Origin of the sequence: Amycolatopsis sp. WGS_07 (assembly GCF_045278895.1) — a bacterium.
Taxonomy (GTDB): Bacteria; Actinomycetota; Actinomycetes; order Mycobacteriales; family Pseudonocardiaceae; genus Amycolatopsis.
In genome coordinates, this window is the sequence record NZ_CP136053.1 from 925,343 (window position 1) to 943,612 (window position 18,270).

Sequence of the window (18,270 nt, forward strand, 5' to 3'; positions counted from 1 at the left end):
AGCAAGAAAGGACAGAAGCCCTTGACGCCGCCAGCAGTCAACCTCAAAGGGCATCAGGTCACTGGGCCTGCCCGAACCGCAATGGCCAAGGCATTAAAGAAGAAATACAAGAAAGGTGCCAGTATTCGCGCACTGGCCAAGGAATACAGTCGCTCGTACGGCTTCGTGCGACAGGTGCTCAAGGAGTCCGGAGTCTGCATGCGTAGCCGAGGCGGTCAAGTCCACACGGTAAGCCCAGCTAAATCTCGCGGCGGAACACCTCGAAACGTGACAGGACGCCCGCTATGAGCAACGACGCCAGTCGCGCGCCAGGGCCGCGAGTAACGGTCCATGCCCTCATCGGCCGCGACGAACAAATCCTGTTCATCACCGACGACACCGGTGCCCTCGTCCTCCCTGGCGGCCCGGTCCGCGACGGCGAACCCGTCGAGTACGCACTCCGCCGCACAGTGCGCGATCAGCTCGCGGCAACGATCACCGGCCTGGACTTCTGCTCCGTGATCGAGCACCAAGCCGACCGAGGCCCACACGGTTCCTCGTCCGCACTGGCGTTCCTGTTCGACGTGACCCTCGCCGAAACCGACCACATCGCCGAGCGCCAGCCTCATCCGCACCGGTGGGCAGACGAATCCGATGTCGCGTTGCTGCGTCCAGCTGCAATCGCTGCGGTGATCGCCGACGGCAGCCTATCGGTCGACACTCCATGGTGGGCGTGGACACCATGACCTTGGCATCAGAATCCGGGTCCTGGGGTGCGTGAGGCCGGCGCAGGCGGAAGGCAAGATCTGCACGGTTCGACGGCGGAGCCTCGGACACAGATAGAGGCCACGCGTGGTCTTCAACCGATTGTCGCGCCGTCGCGGGCGGAAATGCTGCGGTTTCGCCCGGAGAACGTACGGATGTACGGGTACGGGAAACACGAACTGTTCGCAACACCAAGAAGATCAGACGAGGAGTGGCTGCGATGAACGAAGCCGCGGCTCTCGACGAGGACGAAGTCGACCTTGCAGTGATGCGCACCCGACGTAAGCGAGGGGAGCCCGTCCCTGCGGCAGCGCTGGAGGCGGCTGCCCGTTACGTGGATCGTCACTATCCGAAGGGTCGGATCCCGGAGCAGTTCATCCAGGACTTTCCGTCGCAGGTCAACTGCCCGCAATGCCGGATGGAAACCGAGTCGAGCAAGACGCAGTGTCCGCGCTGCGAGGCTCCGATCTATCTCCACTGGACTGCTGCTGGCCGTGCTGGCGGCACCGAAGCCACTGGTGGGGTGTGATGTGACCGGGCGCGGCATCGACCCCACCCGCATTCTGCGCGACGCACCCGACCCGGCGAACCCGCATCGCAGCCGTACCGTCCCGGCTGCATCGCCGGATGCGAACGCAGACGAGCGCTCAAGTGGAGGCGCTCAGCACCCTGCCGTCACGTCGGGTGGCGGCAGGGTCCTCCGGCCCCAGCGATCGGCCGGACGTCACCGTCTGCCACACCAGGAAACCGCAGGCGCGGGCGTCTACGCGGATCGCGAAGCCCGGGACGCCGAGGCACGTGAGCGATGCGAGCTTGCTGTGGCGGCCGCGAACGGTCTGTGCAACCCGTCGGCTCGCGCGCAACTGATCCTTCTCGTCGGCATAGCAGGGCGCACCGACATCTCCGACGAGGTTCGCGGTCGAGAAACCGCCGCGGCGTACGCAAAACTGATTGCGCTGCTCAACGACAGTCCGGCCGCCGCGGCGAGACCCCGATCTCATTCGTGGCGGCTGGGCACCAACCAGAGAGGCGGCCGCGATGGCGGCCGTTGACCCCCGGGCTAAGAAGATCCGCGCCGCCCAGTGGCGCGCCGCCGAGGAACGCGAGGGCAGACAGTCCCGCAACGCGCTGATGCTGACCCAGTGGCGGTCCGGTATGTCCATCACCGAGATCGCCCAGGAACACCGGCTGTCACTGAGCTGGACGGGGCGACTGCTGCGGCTCGAAGGCGCTGCGCTGCCGCCGACCCGCCGGGGTGTCAAACGCACCGACCTCGATGTCGAACAGATCATTCGCGACTACGAGAGCGGTGCCTCCATTCAGACGGTTGCCGACAATCACCACACCTCCTACGGCACCGTTTATCGGCTCCTGAAGAAGAACAAGGTGAAGATCCGCCCGCACGGCGGCCAGAACGCAATCGAAATCTCGCCCCTGCTGACTCCGCGATCCTCCAGGAACCGGTGACCCGATGCGGAGTTCGATCACGCAAGTTCAGGTCACTGCGAGGCATGGATTCGTCTCAACGACCGGCCCGGAGGCCGCGGCGCGCCCAGGTCGATGCCGGGGCGTCGTGTGGCTCTTGATGGGTTACCCGGCAAGGTGGTCGCTGATCTGGGCGAAGACGTGTTCCAGCGGGGGCACCGGAATCGACGGCGACATCAGATGCGATCCGTAGTGCGCGATCACGAGGTCCCGGCCAGGGCTGACCTGCAGGCGCTGGCCGTGGATGCCCCGCGCGCCGAACGTGCCGTGGGCGTCGCCGGGTACCCACCAGAAATTGTGGTAGCCGATCGGCCGGTCGGCACCGGTGGGCAGGGCGCGCTGAGCGGGGCCGGGCGGCACCTCGGTCAGGTCGGCGACGACGCGTTCGGGAACGATCTGCCGGTCGCCGATCGCTCCGCCGCGGCGGAGCATCTCCCCTACCCGGGCAAGGTCGCGCAGGGTCGCGCTGTAGCGGCCGCAGGCGATTTCGGTGCCGGTGGGGTCGAGGCAGTAGGCACCGTCTTCGTCCGCGCCGAGCTGGGACCAGATCCGTTCGCTCCACAGGTCGGCGAGGCTGAGGCCGGTGACGCGGCGGAGGGCTTCGGCGGCTGCCTCGGTGTTGCCGTTGTCGTAGCGGAATTCGGATCCCGGCGGCGCGACGGCCTGTGCGGTGGCGAGGTGTTCTTTGACGCTGGTGGGGCCGGTGTATCCGGCGGGGCGGGGCACGATCCCGACGGCGGCGAAATACCGTTGCGCTTCAAGGGGTTTGCAGAACGGCCGCCCGGCGTAGTCCATGACGGTGCCCATGTGCAGCAGGTGGTGGATCGAGGCGTCGCCGAACGCGGTGCCGGCAAGTTCGGGAGCGTAATGGGACAGCGGCCGGTCGGACTCGAGCGTGCCTTCGTCGATGAGGGTCGCCGCGAGCAGTCCGGTCCAGGACTTGGCGACCGACGCGGACAGGTGGACGTCGTGCGGCCGCATGCCGTGGAAGTACCGTTCGTACACGATCTTTCCCTGGTGCGCCACCAGGATCGCGTCGGTTTCGGCGCTGGCGAGGAATTCGGTCAGCTTGACGGCTGGTCCCCCGATGCGCGGGGTGACGAGCAGGTGGTCGAGGTCGTGGGGGTCCTCGGGCAGGTCCCAGCGCGGGCCGGAGCCGCGCCACACCCGCCGGGTCGGGCCGGTTTCCCTGGCCCGGGTCATGCCGAGGCGGACGAACGCCGGGTCGACGTAGCCGCGGCTCCAGTAGGCGTTGTCCACTGTGTACGGTGAGGTCATCGTGCGGTCTCCCTGTTTTCGGGCAACGGCAGGGCGAGTGCGGCGATGCGACGGGCATCGCGTTCGGGGCGGACGAAGATCATTGCGGCGAGCCCGCCGGCGGCCATGAGGATTCCGGGGATGGCGAAGGCGGTGGCGAAGCCGGCGGCGGGGCGATCGGCAGCCTCGACGAACCGGCCGGTGAGGTAGGGGGCCAGCAGGCCCGCGACCGTGACCAGGGCGACGCTGACCGACAGCACCGCGCCGCGCTGCGCGGGCGGGCTGATCTCGCTGTTGACGGTCTGGCCGTTGGCGAAGGTGACGCCGTGGAAGCTGAACGCCAGTGCGATCAGCACGATCCGCAGCGCGGGCTGCGTCACGAGCGGCAGCAGCAACATCGCCACGCCCGCCAGCAGCAGCACACCCCCGCCGAGGACGCCGCGCGCGATCCGGCTCGGCACCCCGAGGTGCAGCAGCCATTGGGTGATCGCGCCGTGCGCGAAGGTCAGGATCAGCCCGGCCACCCAGGGAATCGTCGTGATCGCGGCGGCTTCCGCGGTACTGTAGCCGAGCGCGGTCTCCAGATACGGCGGGAGCCAGGCGACCATCAGGGTGGAGGTCCAGTAGGCGCCGAACGCGCCCACGAACCCGCCGAGCCAGGTTCCCGACAGCAGGATCCGCCGGTACGGAACCCGGCCGGTTCCGGCCGGCACTGCGGCGGCCGGAGCCTGGTCGGCCGGGCCGTCGCGGCCGATCACCAGCCACAGCAGGCACCACACGCAGCCGACCAGGAACATCGTCAGGAACGCGGCGCGCCAGCCGAAGTGCACGATCACCACGGTGAGCAGCGGGGTCGCGATCGCCCCGCCCAGCGCGCCGCCGCCGACGATCAGCGCGCTGGGGATGTTGCGCTTGGTGTTGGGAAACCAGCTGTGCGCGGCGTGCAGCGCCATCGGCTGTGCGGGCCCTTCGGCGGCGCCGAGCACGATCCGGCTTGCCAGCAGCAGCCCGATCCCGCCCGCCGCGACCACCGACACCTGCGTCACCGCCCACACCAGCGCGAGCACCAGCAGGATCCACCGGGTGGAGATCCGGCTCGACGCCAGGCCGACGCCCAGCGCGCACACGCTGAACAGGAAGAAGAACGAGCTGGACAGCAGGCCGTACTGCGACGGGCTCAGCCCGAACTCGTGCATGATCGGGCGCGCGGCCAGGCCGAGGACGGTCTTGTCGCCGTAGTTGATCAGCATGAACAGCAGCAGCATGACCACCACCGACCAGCGGCGCAGCCAGCTGCTCCCCGCGACGCCGTCCGTCGCCGCGACCGACCGCTGCCGGGTGCCGGCGGGCTTCACCGCTGCGTCCCGGACGGCAGGAGCAGGGCTTTGGCGATGCCGTTCTTCTGGATCTCCGACGACCCGGTGAGCACGCGGAACATCCGCAGCCGGCGGAACAGCCACTCCACCTCGGCCCCGCGCACCAGCCCGGCTTTGCCGTGGATCTGCACGGCCTCGTCGGCGATGCGGAAGGCGTTCTCCGCGACGAACAGCTTGCACATGAACGCCTCCGTGCTCGGCTTGCTCCCGGAGTCCAATTCGGACAGTGCGTCGTAGGTCATGGCGCGGGCCGCGTAGTAGGCGGTGGCCATGTCGGCGATCTTGTGCTGGATGGACTGCAGCGCCGCGAGCGGGCCGCCGAACACCTGGCGGGTGCGGGCGAAGTCGATGGTGAGTTCCAGCGCGCGGCGGGCGTGGCCGAGCACGGTCGGGCAGTGCAGCAGGCGATTCGTGGTGACCCGGCCCAGACCGATGCGCAGCCCGTCGCCGACCCGGCCGAGCAGTTGCTGCGGGCCGACGTAGCAGTCGTCGAGGATGATGTCGGACTCGATGTGCTGGCCGGACATCGGAACCTCGCCGTCGGCGACGGTGCAGCCCGGCGAGTCCAGGTCGACCAGGAACGCCGAGTAGCTCTCCTCCGCCCCGGCCATCCGGGCGACCAGCACGGAGAAGTCCGCGATCGGGCCCGCCGAGGAAAACACCTTGTGCCCGCTGATCCGCCAGCCGTCGCCGTCCGGAGTCGCCGTGGTGCCCATGGCGCGGACGTCCGACCCGGCATTGGTTTCGGTGAGCGAGAAACAGCACGCGCGTTCCCCGCGGACCACCGGCAGCAGATACCGCTCGCGCTGGTCCTCGGTGGCTGTCGTGAAGATCGCGCCCGCGCGCAACGGGCCGCCCAGGTCGCCGAGCACGCAGTGGTAGAGGATCCGGCCGGACGCGCCGACTTCTTCCTTGAGCGCGGCCAGTTCGGTGTAGGTCAGGTCGAGGCCGCCGTATTCACTGGGCAAGTGGACGCCGTAGAAACCCAGCTCCCGGCAGCGTTTCCACACCGGCTCGATCATCGCCCGGGTGAGCGGTGTCTCCGGGGTCAGCCCGAGAGCGGCCTCGTACTCGGCGAGTTCGCCGGTCAGGTATTCGCGCAGCCGGCCGACCAGGTCCGCGAGCCGCGGGTTGTCGTCGTAAGCCGGGGTCAGGGTGAAGGACATGCCGGGCCTCCTCAGTGGACTTTCCGGGCTTCGCCCGCCCAGTACCGGTCCCGCACCGCGCGCCGGTCGATCTTGCCGTTGCGGTTCACCGGAAGCTCGTCGGCGAAGTCCACCGACCGGGGTTTCTTGATGCGCGCCAGCCGCTGCGCGCAGAACTCGATCAGCTCCTCGGCAGTGACGTCGGATCGGCGGACGACGACCGCCTTCACCGCCTCGCCCCACTGCTCGTCGGGCACGCCCACCACGCACGCCTCGGAGACGGCGGGATGCTCGTAGAGCACGGATTCCACTTCGGTGCAGTAGATGTTGTAGCCGCCGGAGATGATCATGTCCTTCTTGCGGTCCACAATGAACAGATAGCCGTCGGCCCGCAGGTAGCCGATGTCGCCGGTGTACACCCAGCCGTCCCGGAACGTCTCCGCGGACAGATCCGGTTCGTGCCAGTACTCCGTCACGCAGTCCGGGCCGCGCACCACAACCTCGCCGAGTTCCCCGGCGGGCACCGGCTTTCCTCCGTCGTCGACCACCCGCACCTCGGAGTCGAACAGCGGCCGCCCGGCCGAGGACAGCAGTTCCGGGTCCTCCTCGATCCCGCGCACCACGTCGTCGCAGGTCAGCACCGTGACGCCGCTGGTGGTCTCACCCTGCCCATAGCCCTGCATCACGACCGGCCCGAACGCCGCCACCGCGTCGCGCAGCCGCTGCGGCGACACCGGTGCGCCGCCCACCCGCAGGCAGGTCAGCGACGACAGGTCGAAGTCGCCGAGCCCGGGATGGGACAGCACCATGTTCAGCATCACCGGCACCAGGAACGTCGACGTGATCCGCTCCGTCTCGACCGCCCGCAGGAACTCCTCCGCGCTGAACCGCCGCAGCACCACCGCCGTGGCACCCCGGGAAAACGCCGCCAGCAAGCCCATTCCGGTGGCGTGCGTGATCGGTCCCGCCGCGAGGTAACGCTCCGATGTGGACGGTGAACCTTCCGGGCTCATCAGCCGCTTGCGCATGTTCGCCAGCCGGTTCCCGGTCGTCTGCGTCGCCGCTTTGAGCTTCCCGGTGGACCCGGAGGTGAAGTGCAGGACCGACGGATCGTCCGCGCCCACCTCGATCGCGACCGGCTCCGGCGAACCCGCGGCCAGCACGTCGGCATAGGACTGGGCATCCGGCGTGCGGCCGTCGTAGTCGATCAGCGAACACGATGTCGCGGCGGCCGCCTTGCGGGCCGCGTCGGCGTGCTCGGCGTCGATCAGCAGCACCCGCACGTCCGCGTCGGCCAGGATGTGCTCGACCTCGCCCGCCGACAGCCGCGCGCTGATCGGCACCCGCAGGAAACCGCCCTTGTAGCAAGCGATCTCGGTCTCCACCAGCTCCGCGCTGTTGCCGGAGAAGGTGGCCACCGCCTGTCCCGGCTCGACGCCGGACGCGAGCAGCGCGGACGCCAGCCGGTTCGTCCGCTCCTCCAGTTCCCGGTAGGACCACCGCCGCTCGCCGCACACCAGCGCCTGCTGATCGGGCCAGAACGTGCTGGCACGGGTGACATAGCTGCCCAGGTTCACGCGGACTCCCTGTTTATCGCCAGATTGACCAATGCTGAACACTGTGTCTATTAACGGTCGCGGTGTCAACAGTTCGCTAGACTCGGGCCGGCAACGACCGAAGGGGGCCCATGCCGACCACTGACCGACGGACCCGCCGCACCCGCGGCCTGCTCCGCGACGCGCTGGTGTCGCTGGTGCTCGAACGCGGATACGCCAACGTGACGGTGGAGGACATCACCGAACGGGCCGATCTCGGCCGCGCGACCTTCTACAGCCACTACCCGGACAAGGACGCGCTGCTGCGGCACGTCGTCACCGAACTCCAGGAGGAGCTGGACGAACGGCTGCGCCCGCTGGTCCCGGCGTCCGAGGTGGGCTTCACCGGCAAACCGGCGCTCGAACTGTTCCGGCACGCCCGCGAGAACCGCGACCTCTACCTGCTCATCCTGCGCGGCGAGGGCGACGGCCGGGCGCTGCGGCAGTTCACCGACGCGCGCATCGACGCGGTGTGCTCGGTGTTCAAGTCCCGCGCCGACCACCACGACGTCCGCCCGCGCATCGATCTCGGCGTGCTGGCGAGGGCGTGGGTCGGGGAACAGCTCGCCGTCCTGCGCTGGTGGCTCGAAACGGACCCGGCGCCGATGTCCGCCGAAGAAGCCACCGGAATGCTGCAGAACCTTTCGCTGCGCGGCCGCTATTGGGCCAACGGCTTCGAAGGCGATCCGCCCGACCCCGCACCGGCCGGATTGGACGGATGAACGCGGCCTGACCGCAACGACCCGCGCAGCACATCTCGACGCGGAACTGCACGGCGCCACCCATTCTCCCCGTACCGCGAACGCCGAAGCGGTAGTCCGTCTCGACCGGGAACGAGCTTCGTCGCGATGTTGTCGTGGAATCTCCTCCGCGGCGGCGGCTCTTGCCGGAGACGGTTGACCGGGCCCGGCCTTCGCCCGGCTGCCAGGCGAGGCACGGAAGCGGGTTGGACTTCGGGCTCGGCGTGGCGACCGGACCGGCAGGCCCGACCCGCGCCGACGCCGCGACCCCCAGCGGACACGGCGTCGGCGAGCCGCCGCAGCCCGGGACCACGTCCGGCCGACCCAGATCTGAACGAACGGGATGTGCCCCTCGGCGCGACCGCACAGCAGGCGACAGCGGTCGTCCCGGCTCCCCGGACGCGCGGCAACGGTGGGACTCGAATGAGCGAGCCGGTCACGCCGGGAGCCGGACGGCAGGGTGCCGCATGCGATGTCGACGTCGGCACGAATCGCCCCTGCCCGGCGGCGCTGCTCAGCCGATCGTCTCCGCGCGCTCCGCCAGCACGCGCTGGACCGGTTCGGAGAACGCGAGCTTGCCCATCAGCGAGCCTTCGGCATCGCGGCGGCGCTCGAACACCTCGAGGTAGCAGTTCTGCGCCGCGGCCGAACACGGGTCGGCCTGGAACGCCCATTCGGCCAGGTGACAGGCCAAGCGCAGATCAGTGCCGGCCAGTTCGCGCGCTCGCGCGACCAGCGCGTCGGCACCTCCGGCCAGGCGCGCGATCTCGTGTGCCCGGGCAGCCGCCGGTGCGGGCAGCAGGTTCGCCGGGTAGCCGTCCCACCAACCGCCGTACCGGCGGATCACGTTGCGGCAGACGAATTCGGGCCGGTCGTAGTGCGGCTGCAGGCGCGGGTGCGCGGCCAGGTCCGGCGGAATCACCAGGGATTCCACGATTTCGTCCGGCCGCAGGCCCGCGTTGAGACCGTCGAGCGCGTGGCGCACGATGTGCCGGAGGTACTCGGCCATGGTCAGCAGTTCGTCGCGGATCGCGTCGGCTCCGTGCACGCAGTCGCCGTGGCCGGTGATCACGCAGACGGCGTCGAGAGCGGCCATCTGCTCTGCCGCGTCGGCCCACTCTTCCGCGTAGCGCTGGACCTTGCGGGGGTTGCCCGCGTTGGGCAGGTAGCCGACCACCAGGTCTCCGGCAGCGATCACTCGCCGCTGCGGCGCCCAGACCCACGCGGCATCGTCGGTCTCTCCCTTGGCGTGGCGCACCACGAACCGCTCGCCGCCGACCCGCAGTTCCAGCGTGTCGCGGAAGGTGAGGTCGGGGACGACGAAGTCTTCCGGGGCGCTGGGCCAGCTGCGGCCGTTCGCGCCGGGACGCTGCCCGTTGATCGCGGCGTTCAGCCCGGCAGTCTTGGCGTAGCGGGAGAAGTGGCCGAGCAGGTTCTCGTGCGCGACCACGCGGGGCCGTTCACCCGCCTCCAGGAATGCCCACAGCCCGAAGGCGTGGTCGACGTGCCCGTGCGTGAACACGACCGTGTGCAGCGGCTGCGTGCTCAGCTCGCGTACCGCGCGCAGGAGCGCGGGACCGTCGCCGGCGCAACCGGAGTCGACCATGAGCAGGCCGTCGTCGGTCTCGAACAGCGCGACGTTCGCCATCCCGGGCCGGATCATGAAGGTGCGCGAGGCGACCTCGACGACCTGCGGCGGGTTCGGGGCGGCGATCTCGCGCGCCGCGACATGCAGGAACTGCGAGTTGCCGATATTGCCGAAGTTCTGCCGCATCAGCGCGTGCGCACCCGAGCCCAGCCGCGAGTCCACCGAGGCGCGGTCGTCGCGCGCCCCGGCCGTTCCACCGGACGAATCAGTCACGAGGATCTCCTTACTGCGATGTTCGACGGCACGTTGACGCCGATTAAACCACATGATTTAATCGCGGTGGGATAACGCTGCCGAAGAGAAGCTGGATCACCGTGGAAAGTTCAACTCGCTGGCACATCCTGCGCACCGCTGAACAGCTGTTCGCGACGCAGGGAATCGACGCGACCTCGCTTCGCCAGATCAGCGCGGACGCGCAACAGCGGAACACGGCGGCGACGAAGTACCATTTTCAGAACAAGCCGACCCTCATCAAGGCGATCTTCGACCACCGGCTCGCCACTATCGACGCCCGGCGCGCGGAACTGCTGAAATCGGCCGAGGACGCGGGTCTGCTCGGCGAGCCGTGGCATCTGGTCGAGGTGCTGGTCCGGCCGCTCGCCGAGCAGGCGATCGAACCCGGCAGCCACTACGTCCGGTTTCTCAACCAGGTTTTCGAGTACGCCGGGCGCGATGTGACCGCGCTGCCGGACATCGCGGGGCTTGACGAGGCGGTGGCCGTGGGCCGCTTGGTCGCCGACCGGCTCCCTTCCTCGCCGAGCCCGGGGCCCGTCCCCGAATTCGGTGGGCAGGGCAGTTGATCATCTCGGCGCTCGCCGAACTGGAGCAGTCTCACGCGTCCGCGGAAACCACAAGCGACGAGCCGGACGCCGAAACGTTCGTCGTCGCGCTGATCGACGCGGTCACCGGTCTGCTGACGGCCGAAGTGTCCGCTTCGCACAGCTGAATTCGGCCGAGGACGCCGCACCCGACCTTCAGGAGAAGACTTCCCCATGACTGCCGACGAACGCGCCAGGCCGGCCGGGACGACGATGCGCCTCGGTTATGCCGTTGCCGGGCTGGTGATCGGCGGTGCCTGGGCATTCGGCTGGGACGTTCCGGTCTGGGAGCACGCCCTGCGTCTTCTCGTGATCATCCTGGTCGTCCCGCCCGTCGTGCACCTCGCCCGGACACGGCTGGGACGGTTGACGCACACGCACCCGCCGTTGCGGCACCTGGTAATCGCCAAGGTGCTTCTCGTCATCGGAGCCATCGGGCTCGAGTTGCTGCTGGACCAGGTGACCCCCGCGGCCCCCTTCATCACCGCAGCGGCCCTCACGGTCATCGTCGCCGCCTGCGGACCGAGATGGCATCGAAAACAGCGGCGGAATGCCGCACCGCCCCACTCGGCCGGGAGTGCCGCCGGGCACCGCACCACGGAATAAACGAAACCCAGGACAGCAAAGGACACCGCAAACCAGCCGACATCGCGTTGCCCTTCCACCGTCGTGGAACGTCGGGCATGCAACAGAGGTCCGGTCAACCGGAAGGTGCCGGACGTCAGCGACGCCGTCGCGCCGTAGCCGAACCAAGTGTGGAGGAGCCGAGGATGGGCACGTATGCCGTTACTGGATCCGCGTCCGGGATGGGGCGGACGACCGCGGACAAGCTCCGCGCCGCCGGGCACACCGTCATCGGCGTGGACCTCGCGGAGGGCGACGTCGTCGCTGACCTGTCGACCCCGCAAGGCCGGCGCGAAGCCGCCAGCGAAGTGCTGGACGCCGCCAGCGGTCATCTCGACGGCGCTGTCCTGGCGGCCGGTCTGGGGCCGATGCCGGGACAGGAACGCGTGATCGCCCAGGTCAACTATCTCGGCGTCGTCGAACTGCTGAAGGCATGGCAGCCCGCACTCGCGGCGACGGGCAATGCCAAAGTCGTCGTGTTCTCCAGCAACTCCACGACCACGATTCCGCTGGTACCGCGACGCGTCGTCCGAGCGCTGCTGGCCGGGGACGCGCAGAAGGCGGTGCGGGGCGTGCGCCTGTTCGGCCGCGCCGCACCATTGATGGTCTACGCCGCCTCCAAGATCGCGGTCAGCCACTGGGTGCGCCGGCACGCGGTCCGGGCGGAATGGGCCGGTGCCGGAATCCGGCTCAACGCCATCGCCCCCGGCGCGATCCTGACCCCGCTGCTCGAACACCAGTTGGCCAATCAGCCCCAGGTGAAGGCGGTCCGATCGTTCCCGATACCGATCGGCGGCTACGGCGACGCCTCGCAACTCGGCGACTGGGTGGTGTTCATGCTCTCCGACGCCGCGGACTTCCTGGTGGGCAGCGTCGTTTTCGTGGACGGCGGATCCGACGCCTACCTCCGCACCGACGCCTGGCCGCGCCCGGTCCCGCCGCACGGGCTCGCGCGCTACCTTCGCCGGTTGCGGTCTCACACCCCGAGCCGATGACCGGAGACGTCCGCTCAATCGCACCCGCCACCCCGGTAAAGAAGAAGGAGACGCACCGTTGACCGACACCGACACGCACGAGAACCCGTCCGGGCAGTGGATGGAGCCGGGAGACCGCAGCCCGGACGAGGCCAAGTTCTTCTGGACAGGCGGACCGGTCCAGGTCGCGCCCGAAAGCTGGTTCGCCTCCCTCGGGTCCGGGGTCACCGCGTTCGCCACCGGCGAGGGCCTGGTCCTCATCGACTCCGGTACCAGGCTTTTCGCCCCCGAAATGGCCCGGCTGATCCGCGGTCGCACAGATCTTCCCGTGCACACGGCCGTCTACACCCACGGCCACGTCGACCACGCCTTCGGCCTGAGCGCCTTCCTGCACGAAGGCCAGCCCCTTCCGCGCATCATCGGACAGGCCGCCATGGCCGACCGCTTCACCCGATACGAGCGCACCCCCCAGCACAACGCGACCATTAACAGCCGCCAATTCGGCGGCCGCCCCGACGACCCGGCCTTCCGCGAACAGGACTTGCGATTCGGCGCCCCCGAACATCCGCCGAACCTCTACTACCAGAACGATTTGGAGCTGTCGGTCGGCGGCGTGCGCTTCGAACTGCACGCCTGCCGCGGCGAAACCGACGACCACACCTGGGTTTATTGCCCCGAACGCGGCGTGCTCTGCCCGGGCGACCTGATCATCTGGGGCGTCCCCAACGCCGGAAACCCGCAAAAGGCTCAGCGCTTCCCGTGGGACTGGGCACAGGGACTGCGCGTCATGGCCGCCACCGGCGCCCGCACGCTGTGCCCCGGACACGGCGGCCCGATCGTCGACGACGCCGCACTGGTGCGCCGCGTCCTGCACGAGACCGCCGATCTGCTCGAACAGATCGTGGACCGCACACTGGCGGTACTGGAAGCCGGGTCGCCGCCACACGTCGACGTGGTCCGCCGGGTCGAGCTTCCACAATCGGATTCCCCTGGCTCCAACCGGTCTACGACGAGGCGGAATTCATCGTCCGCAACGTCATCCGCCACTACGGCGGCTGGTGGAGCGGCCGCCCCAGCGAACTCAAACCAGCGCCCCGCCAGGACGTCGCAGCTCAGATCGCCGACCTCGCCGGAGGCACCCACGCACTCCTGCAGCGCGCCGGATCCCTCGCCGACACCGACCTCCGGCTGGCCTGCCACCTAGCCGACTACGCACTGGAAGCCACCCCGGGCGACCCCCGCGTCGCCGCCGAAGTCGCCCGGCTCTACACACTGCGCGCCGACAGCGAGCCGGGCCTCATGGCCACCAACCTCTACCGCTCCGCCGCCTCCTACGCCCAAGCCAGCCGTCCGTTTGCCTGACCACGACCTCCGTCCGGATCCGTGACAGGACGACGTCATCGTTCGGGCCCGAACGATGACGTCCAGGGGATCTACCGGCGCAAGCTGTGCGCCGATTCCTTGCTGGTCTGCGACCTGGGGCCCTTGACGGGTGCGGACCGGATCGAGTTCGCCGGGGCACCCCGGCAACTCACCGGCCAAGGGCTACTCATCCTCTGGCACCGCGAACCCTGTCGCACCCCGAAAACCCGCGCGCCCTTCGCTGCATATATCCGCAGGTCACGACACCTGGAAGCATGTACGACACGCAAATCTGGTCTTTGCTGCCGCCCGACCGCAGCAGGTTCGCAACACACCACATCCACACAGGTCAAACACGGTAATATTCACCCCTCACCGCTCCTGCCGGAGCGGTCCTTCATCGAGGCGAAGATCGTTCCCGTCGCTACGTCACCCCTGATCCGGACTCATCACACTGGTCGGCATGTTCTCGACACGAACCGCTGCAACCAGAGCCCGCGAAGTCGTCGCACCGACCCGAAGCTGCTTCCGCAACGTCTCGGCCGAGATCGGGCGCCGATAGCGTCGCCAGTGTTCCGTGTCCGCACGGCGAGCACGCTCAACAAGGTCGTGATCGAGACCAGCACTGCCATCCGGAGCCACCTCGACGCGCCTGTGGCGCTCAACGACCACAGGCTCAGCTACCGCACCGTCGAGGCCCGCACCCGCCCGGCCCGCTGCCACACGAGCAGGCAACTGCTCCAGCCCCGGGCCGCCATCGTTCGAAATGCTCAGCGCCCGCAGCAGTCCGGGGCCGACCTCAGCCCACCCGATCAGCAGAAACGGACCGACCGAGTCGAATGCCGCCTTACCCCACTCCCCAACGCACACAGGGTCGGCCACATTCAACAACAGCGTCCCGACGCTAGCCGCCGTCAACAGACGTCGACCTGCTCGCAGCACGTCATCACTGGCCCCGGACAAAGCCAGGTGGCGCGTGCCCACGAGCAACCCCAGCACCGTCAGGTCGACAGCAGGCGCTATCAGCGGTGCCACGAACACGGGTACCTGCAGCTTCAACGCCAAGCTCAACACGTTCCCGAACCCGAAGAGAAACGTGAGCCCGATGACCAACCCCATCACGACCGAGACAAACCGAGCAACCACCTGCGAATTGGCACTCATGACGGGCTCCCACCCGAACTCGGCAGCTCGAAGCTCGCTTCTATCACAAGCGTGCCGCTGAAAGGTCCCTGGTCAGCCCCGTTCCCATCCTTTGGTAGCCCTGCCGAGGGCACAATCCAAGCAGCCGCACAGAGCAGGGGAACCTGTCTCTGGCCAGCTATTTTGCTGGATTCGTTGATTCCCCTTACTCTCCGGCTGTCTCCAGCCTTGTACGGGCATCTCTTCCCAAAGGATCAAGTCCCGGGCCCCGCCCCAAGGCGGCGGCCGAGGATTTTCTCGATGCGAGCGCGGATTTCCGCCTCCCCGCGACCTAGTCCGCGGACGCGCAAGCGGTTCTGTCGGCAGAAGACCGGACGGCGCACTGCAGTGGCACGACACACCGATCGATCACAGCTCGTCGCGGCTGGCTGCTCTCGCCCCGACCCCCGGGGCTAGCTGAGGCGCTCACCGGGGCGATTTCCCGATGCCTTCCCAAGCACTCCGGCCGGAGCAGCACGTGCCTTTACTGAACCTCCAGGTCAGAGACACTTTCGCGCAGGAACAGCCCGCCGAGGTCGCGCCGACCTTACCGGTTAAAGCAACTAATAGTTGCGCGAAGCTGCGCCCCGGAGTAGGAAGATCATGAGAGGTTCGCCGCTTCGACGACGGGACTGGCCATGGTTCAGCAGATTTCCCACGGGGACATCACGATCGCCTACGAGGAATCCGGCTCCGGCGAACCGCTCATCCTGCTGCACGGCGGGGAGAGCAGCCACATCCAGTACGACACGTTCCGGCCGGTGCTCGGCGACGGGATCCGGGCCATTGCCTACGACCAGCGCGATACCGGCGACTCCGCGAATCCCGCTGAGCCGTACCGGATGGCGGATCTCGCCGACGACTGCGCGGCTCTGATCCGAGGGCTCGGCTACGAACGCGCGCACGTCTTCGGTGCCTCCTACGGCGGTGCCATCGCCTTGCAGGTCGGGATCAGCCGGCCGGAGGTCGTGCGGACGCTGACCGTCGGGACCGCGATCCCGCGGTTCTCCGCCGCGCCTGCTTCCGCGCAGGACCTCACTCGCGCGTCGGAAGATCGTGCGGCCAAGATGCTCGACGCCGTCCTGTCCGGGAAAGGGCAGCAGTCACCCGAACTGCTCGCCGAGGCCCGGCGAATTCTCCTCCATCGACCCGCTGAGGCGGACAAGCGCCGGATGGACGCGATCCGTGAGTTCGACGTTCTCGGCCGGCTGGGCGAGATCACCGCACCCACCCTGCTGATCTACGGCGGCGACGATCCGCTCGGCAAAGTCGAGTACGGACAGCAGATTGCCGAGGCGATCCCCGGCGCCCGCCTCGAGGTGATTCCCGGGATGCGGCACGGGATCACGCTGGAGGCCAAGCACGAGGTGGCCGCGCTGCTTCGCGACTTCATCCTGACGTCCTCGCGTGCACCGCGTGAATTCCCGCCAGAATGATGTCGACGATCTGTTTCGCGTCTTCGCGGGTGAAAGATCGCGGACCCCGGCGGAGGAGCAGATGCACTGGGCCGGACAACATTTCGGTGAGGAAATAGACGTCCACTGGTGGCAGCTCGCCGCGTTCGAACGCTTTGTCCAGTCGCTGGCGCATGGTTTCCATCCGCCGTTTGTGCGCGGCGTCCACGATCGCGGCTACTTCTTCGTTCGTCGGTGCCGACGCGGCGACGTTCGACAGTGCGCGGCCTCGCGGAGTGGACAGGGAATCGGCGAAGGCGACGAGGAATTCGGTCAGGTCCACGCGGAGGTCGCCGGAGTCCTTCACCACCACACTGTCCGCGTCGAACGAGGACAGCGCTTCGATCACCAACTCGACGTGGTCCGGCCAGTTCCGGTAAACGGTGGTCTTGTTCACCTCGGCAAGTTCGGCTACTTCCTCGTAGCGGAACCTTTCGATGCCGTCCCGCGCCACCAGTTCGGTGGCCGCGGCTAGCACGCGCTCACGCACGCGGGCGTTCCGTCCGCCCGGCCGGCGGGCCGGCGTCGCGCTCCCGGCGTCTTTGCTCGCCCCGCTGTGGTCGGCCACCGTCACTCACTCCTGAAGACTCGCTGCGCAGCGGCTGATCGACCAGGCACCAGGGGACGGCGCCGCCGGTCCGGCCCCCGGTGCATGATGCCGCACTGCCCTACTGTGCGAGCAGCAGCCGCGCGTTGCGCCGCTCGATGTCTTCCCACGTCGCGGGGACCATGAGGTCAGCCCCGCTGTTCGCGGACTCCTGTGCCTTGTCCGAGTACGGCCGCTGACGCCGCTCGTACTCGGTGAACGCCGTCGCGAGGTCGCCTTCGTGACGGGTGAGTTCTTCGGTCAGGAGCCAGGCGCCGGTCAGCGCCAGGGAGGTGCCGCGTCCGGCCATCGGAGTCGCGCAGTGCGCGGCGTCGCCGAGGAGGACGACGCGCCCCTGGTGCCACGTCGGCAGATGGATCTGGGCGATAGCGTCGAAGTACAGCTCTGGGTCTGCCTGGGCGGCGGCCAGCAGTTGCGGAATCTTCCATTGCCGGTCCTCGCCGTAGAAATCGGCGAGAATGCGTTTCTGTGCGGCCAGATCGTGGTGGTCGTATTCGATTTCCTTCGAGCGGAAGGTGAAGATGGCGAGCGCTTTGTCTCGATACCGGCCTAAGCACGCCATTCGCCCCGGCAGATTGAGAATGTGCACCGAATGCGGAGCGCCTGCCGAGACCACCTCCGCGGGCGCGGCACCGATCGCGACGTACAGGCCGAGATGCCGGGAGAACTCCCGTTCCGGGCCGAACACCAGTCGCCGTACGTTCGAGTGTGCGCCGTCCGCACCGACCACGAGGTCGTACCGGCCTTCCCGCCCTGAATCGAACCCGACGTCGACCCAGCCACCGTCGTCGGACAATGTCCGCACGGAATCCTCGAAACGCAGCTGGGCACCCTCCGGCAAAGCCTCCCACAGAATTCGCATCAGGTCTTCCCGAGGAATCTCGATGTCCGCGTCGGAATCATTGGTCTCCGACATCGGCTGAGGAGCGACGACAGCGCCGTTCTCGTCGACGAATTTCGCCCCCTCGGTCATCGTGATCGCATGCTCGAGCACTTCGTCCAGAAGACCCATCCGCTCGATCACCCCGACGGAGTCCCCTCGCACGTCGATGGGCGAACCGTTCGTCCGCAGCTGCCCGGCCCGCTCGACGATCTCGACCGCGTGCCCGGCCCGCGCCAGATCGATGCCCGCGCTGAGGCCGGCCACCCCCGCTCCGCTCACCAGGATTCGCATCCCGGTCTCCTCTCCCTGGATTCACGTTCCCCCAGAGACGACTATAGCAACTTTTTGTTGCTTTAGCATGGGCTTCGCGGCAAGA

20 protein-coding genes and 1 pseudogene are annotated in these 18,270 nt (G+C 68.3%); 13 read left to right on the top strand and 8 right to left on the bottom strand.

Annotated elements, in window-relative coordinates; genetic code table 11:
• Window positions 1-21 precede the first annotated feature (21 nt).
• From RPX00_RS04200 to RPX00_RS04220, 5 genes are all read left to right on the top strand, one after another.
• On the top strand, window positions 22-288 hold the full coding sequence (locus RPX00_RS04200; protein ID WP_406642754.1) for a helix-turn-helix domain-containing protein: 267 nt from the start codon (window positions 22-24) through the stop codon (window positions 286-288).
• Window positions 285-725: an NUDIX domain-containing protein gene (locus RPX00_RS04205; RefSeq protein ID WP_406637628.1), complete on the top strand. Its 441-nt coding sequence runs from the start codon at window positions 285-287 to the stop codon at window positions 723-725. The genes RPX00_RS04200 and RPX00_RS04205 overlap by 4 nt, the downstream gene beginning before the upstream one ends.
• Before the next feature lie 239 nt (window positions 726-964).
• Window positions 965-1,273 (top strand): hypothetical protein, encoded by a 309-nt coding sequence (locus RPX00_RS04210; protein ID WP_406637630.1) that lies wholly within the window; start codon window positions 965-967, stop codon window positions 1,271-1,273.
• Between the two features lies 1 nt (window position 1,274).
• Window positions 1,275-1,796 carry a hypothetical protein gene (locus RPX00_RS04215; protein WP_406637632.1) on the top strand — a complete coding sequence of 174 codons (522 nt, stop codon included), beginning with the start codon at window positions 1,275-1,277 and terminating at the stop codon, window positions 1,794-1,796.
• Window positions 1,783-2,211, top strand: coding sequence for a helix-turn-helix domain-containing protein (locus tag RPX00_RS04220; protein ID WP_406637634.1), 429 nt, complete (start codon window positions 1,783-1,785; stop codon window positions 2,209-2,211). Before RPX00_RS04215 ends, RPX00_RS04220 begins: the two co-directional genes overlap by 14 nt.
• 123 nt (window positions 2,212-2,334) lie before the next feature.
• Here RPX00_RS04220 and RPX00_RS04225 read toward each other — a convergent pair whose 3' ends face one another.
• The 4 genes from RPX00_RS04225 to RPX00_RS04240 are packed head-to-tail and all read right to left on the bottom strand — an operon-like array spanning window position 2,335 to window position 7,584.
• Window positions 2,335-3,507 (bottom strand): serine hydrolase domain-containing protein, encoded by a 1,173-nt coding sequence (locus RPX00_RS04225; RefSeq protein WP_406637636.1) that lies wholly within the window; start codon window positions 3,505-3,507, stop codon window positions 2,335-2,337.
• Window positions 3,504-4,841: an MFS transporter gene (locus RPX00_RS04230; RefSeq protein ID WP_406637638.1), complete on the bottom strand. Its 1,338-nt coding sequence runs from the start codon at window positions 4,839-4,841 to the stop codon at window positions 3,504-3,506. Before RPX00_RS04230 ends, RPX00_RS04225 begins: the two co-directional genes overlap by 4 nt.
• Window positions 4,838-6,028 (bottom strand): acyl-CoA dehydrogenase family protein, encoded by a 1,191-nt coding sequence (locus RPX00_RS04235; protein WP_406637640.1) that lies wholly within the window; start codon window positions 6,026-6,028, stop codon window positions 4,838-4,840. The genes RPX00_RS04230 and RPX00_RS04235 overlap by 4 nt, the downstream gene beginning before the upstream one ends.
• 11 nt (window positions 6,029-6,039) lie before the next feature.
• Window positions 6,040-7,584 carry an acyl-CoA synthetase gene (locus RPX00_RS04240; protein WP_406637642.1) on the bottom strand — a complete coding sequence of 515 codons (1,545 nt, stop codon included), beginning with the start codon at window positions 7,582-7,584 and terminating at the stop codon, window positions 6,040-6,042.
• Window positions 7,585-7,694: 110 nt separating this feature from the next.
• Between RPX00_RS04240 and RPX00_RS04245 the strand changes: the two genes are divergently transcribed.
• A complete protein-coding gene (locus RPX00_RS04245) occupies window positions 7,695-8,324 on the top strand; it encodes a TetR/AcrR family transcriptional regulator (protein WP_406637644.1) in 630 nt (209 codons plus the stop codon).
• A 532-nt stretch (window positions 8,325-8,856) separates the two neighbouring features.
• Here the strand turns inward: RPX00_RS04245 and RPX00_RS04250 are convergent.
• On the bottom strand, window positions 8,857-10,203 hold the full coding sequence (locus RPX00_RS04250) for an alkyl sulfatase dimerization domain-containing protein (protein ID WP_406637646.1): 1,347 nt from the start codon (window positions 10,201-10,203) through the stop codon (window positions 8,857-8,859).
• A gap of 101 nt (window positions 10,204-10,304) precedes the next feature.
• On the opposite strand from RPX00_RS04250, the gene RPX00_RS04255 reads away from it, so the two are divergent.
• The 6 genes and pseudogenes from RPX00_RS04255 (at window position 10,305) to RPX00_RS04280 (ending at window position 13,768) form a co-directional block, all read left to right on the top strand.
• A complete protein-coding gene (locus tag RPX00_RS04255) occupies window positions 10,305-10,790 on the top strand; it encodes a TetR/AcrR family transcriptional regulator (protein ID WP_406637648.1) in 486 nt (161 codons plus the stop codon).
• Window positions 10,787-10,936: a hypothetical protein gene (locus RPX00_RS04260; RefSeq protein ID WP_406637650.1), complete on the top strand. Its 150-nt coding sequence runs from the start codon at window positions 10,787-10,789 to the stop codon at window positions 10,934-10,936. Before RPX00_RS04255 ends, RPX00_RS04260 begins: the two co-directional genes overlap by 4 nt.
• A gap of 46 nt (window positions 10,937-10,982) precedes the next feature.
• Window positions 10,983-11,414 (top strand): hypothetical protein, encoded by a 432-nt coding sequence (locus RPX00_RS04265; protein WP_406637652.1) that lies wholly within the window; start codon window positions 10,983-10,985, stop codon window positions 11,412-11,414.
• A gap of 164 nt (window positions 11,415-11,578) precedes the next feature.
• Complete coding sequence (locus RPX00_RS04270; protein ID WP_406637654.1) at window positions 11,579-12,427, top strand: SDR family oxidoreductase; 849 nt, start codon at window positions 11,579-11,581, stop codon at window positions 12,425-12,427.
• A 100-nt stretch (window positions 12,428-12,527) separates the two neighbouring features.
• A pseudogene (locus tag RPX00_RS04275) lies at window positions 12,528-13,220 on the top strand (MBL fold metallo-hydrolase); the annotation flags it as partial.
• Window positions 13,220-13,768 (top strand): alkyl sulfatase dimerization domain-containing protein, encoded by a 549-nt coding sequence (locus RPX00_RS04280; RefSeq protein WP_406642756.1) that lies wholly within the window; start codon window positions 13,220-13,222, stop codon window positions 13,766-13,768. The pseudogene RPX00_RS04275 and the gene RPX00_RS04280, both read left to right, overlap by 1 nt.
• Window positions 13,769-14,197: 429 nt before the next feature.
• Here the strand turns inward: RPX00_RS04280 and RPX00_RS04285 are convergent, their stop codons facing one another.
• Entirely contained in the window at window positions 14,198-14,932 is a 735-nt protein-coding gene (locus RPX00_RS04285) for a hypothetical protein (RefSeq protein WP_406637656.1), read from the bottom strand.
• Window positions 14,933-15,588: 656 nt separating this feature from the next.
• On the opposite strand from RPX00_RS04285, the gene RPX00_RS04290 reads away from it, so the two are divergent.
• Window positions 15,589-16,386 (top strand): alpha/beta fold hydrolase, encoded by a 798-nt coding sequence (locus RPX00_RS04290; protein ID WP_406637658.1) that lies wholly within the window; start codon window positions 15,589-15,591, stop codon window positions 16,384-16,386.
• Here the strand turns inward: RPX00_RS04290 and RPX00_RS04295 are convergent.
• Entirely contained in the window at window positions 16,340-16,894 is a 555-nt protein-coding gene (locus tag RPX00_RS04295; protein WP_406637659.1) for a TetR/AcrR family transcriptional regulator C-terminal ligand-binding domain-containing protein, read from the bottom strand. The genes RPX00_RS04290 and RPX00_RS04295 overlap by 47 nt on opposite strands.
• A 178-nt stretch (window positions 16,895-17,072) precedes the next feature.
• Window positions 17,073-18,185 (bottom strand): FAD-dependent monooxygenase, encoded by a 1,113-nt coding sequence (locus RPX00_RS04300; protein ID WP_406637661.1) that lies wholly within the window; start codon window positions 18,183-18,185, stop codon window positions 17,073-17,075.
• Window positions 18,186-18,270 lie beyond the last annotated feature (85 nt).

What these genes read in the sequence shown, in the direction of transcription:
- RPX00_RS04205 (WP_406637628.1), top strand. Translation starts at nt 285, where the DNA reads ATGAGCAACGACGCCAGTCGCGCGCCAGGGCCGCGAGTAACGGTCCAT.
- RPX00_RS04210 (WP_406637630.1), top strand. Translation starts at nt 965, where the DNA reads ATGAACGAAGCCGCGGCTCTCGACGAGGACGAAGTCGACCTTGCAGTG.
- RPX00_RS04220 (WP_406637634.1), top strand. Translation starts at nt 1,783, where the DNA reads ATGGCGGCCGTTGACCCCCGGGCTAAGAAGATCCGCGCCGCCCAGTGG.
- RPX00_RS04225 (WP_406637636.1), bottom strand. Translation starts at nt 3,507, where the DNA reads ATGACCTCACCGTACACAGTGGACAACGCCTACTGGAGCCGCGGCTAC.
- RPX00_RS04235 (WP_406637640.1), bottom strand. Translation starts at nt 6,028, where the DNA reads ATGTCCTTCACCCTGACCCCGGCTTACGACGACAACCCGCGGCTCGCG.
- RPX00_RS04245 (WP_406637644.1), top strand. Translation starts at nt 7,695, where the DNA reads ATGCCGACCACTGACCGACGGACCCGCCGCACCCGCGGCCTGCTCCGC.
- RPX00_RS04265 (WP_406637652.1), top strand. Translation starts at nt 10,983, where the DNA reads ATGACTGCCGACGAACGCGCCAGGCCGGCCGGGACGACGATGCGCCTC.
- RPX00_RS04270 (WP_406637654.1), top strand. Translation starts at nt 11,579, where the DNA reads ATGGGCACGTATGCCGTTACTGGATCCGCGTCCGGGATGGGGCGGACG.
- RPX00_RS04285 (WP_406637656.1), bottom strand. Translation starts at nt 14,932, where the DNA reads ATGAGTGCCAATTCGCAGGTGGTTGCTCGGTTTGTCTCGGTCGTGATG.
- RPX00_RS04290 (WP_406637658.1), top strand. Translation starts at nt 15,589, where the DNA reads ATGGTTCAGCAGATTTCCCACGGGGACATCACGATCGCCTACGAGGAA.
- RPX00_RS04300 (WP_406637661.1), bottom strand. Translation starts at nt 18,185, where the DNA reads ATGCGAATCCTGGTGAGCGGAGCGGGGGTGGCCGGCCTCAGCGCGGGC.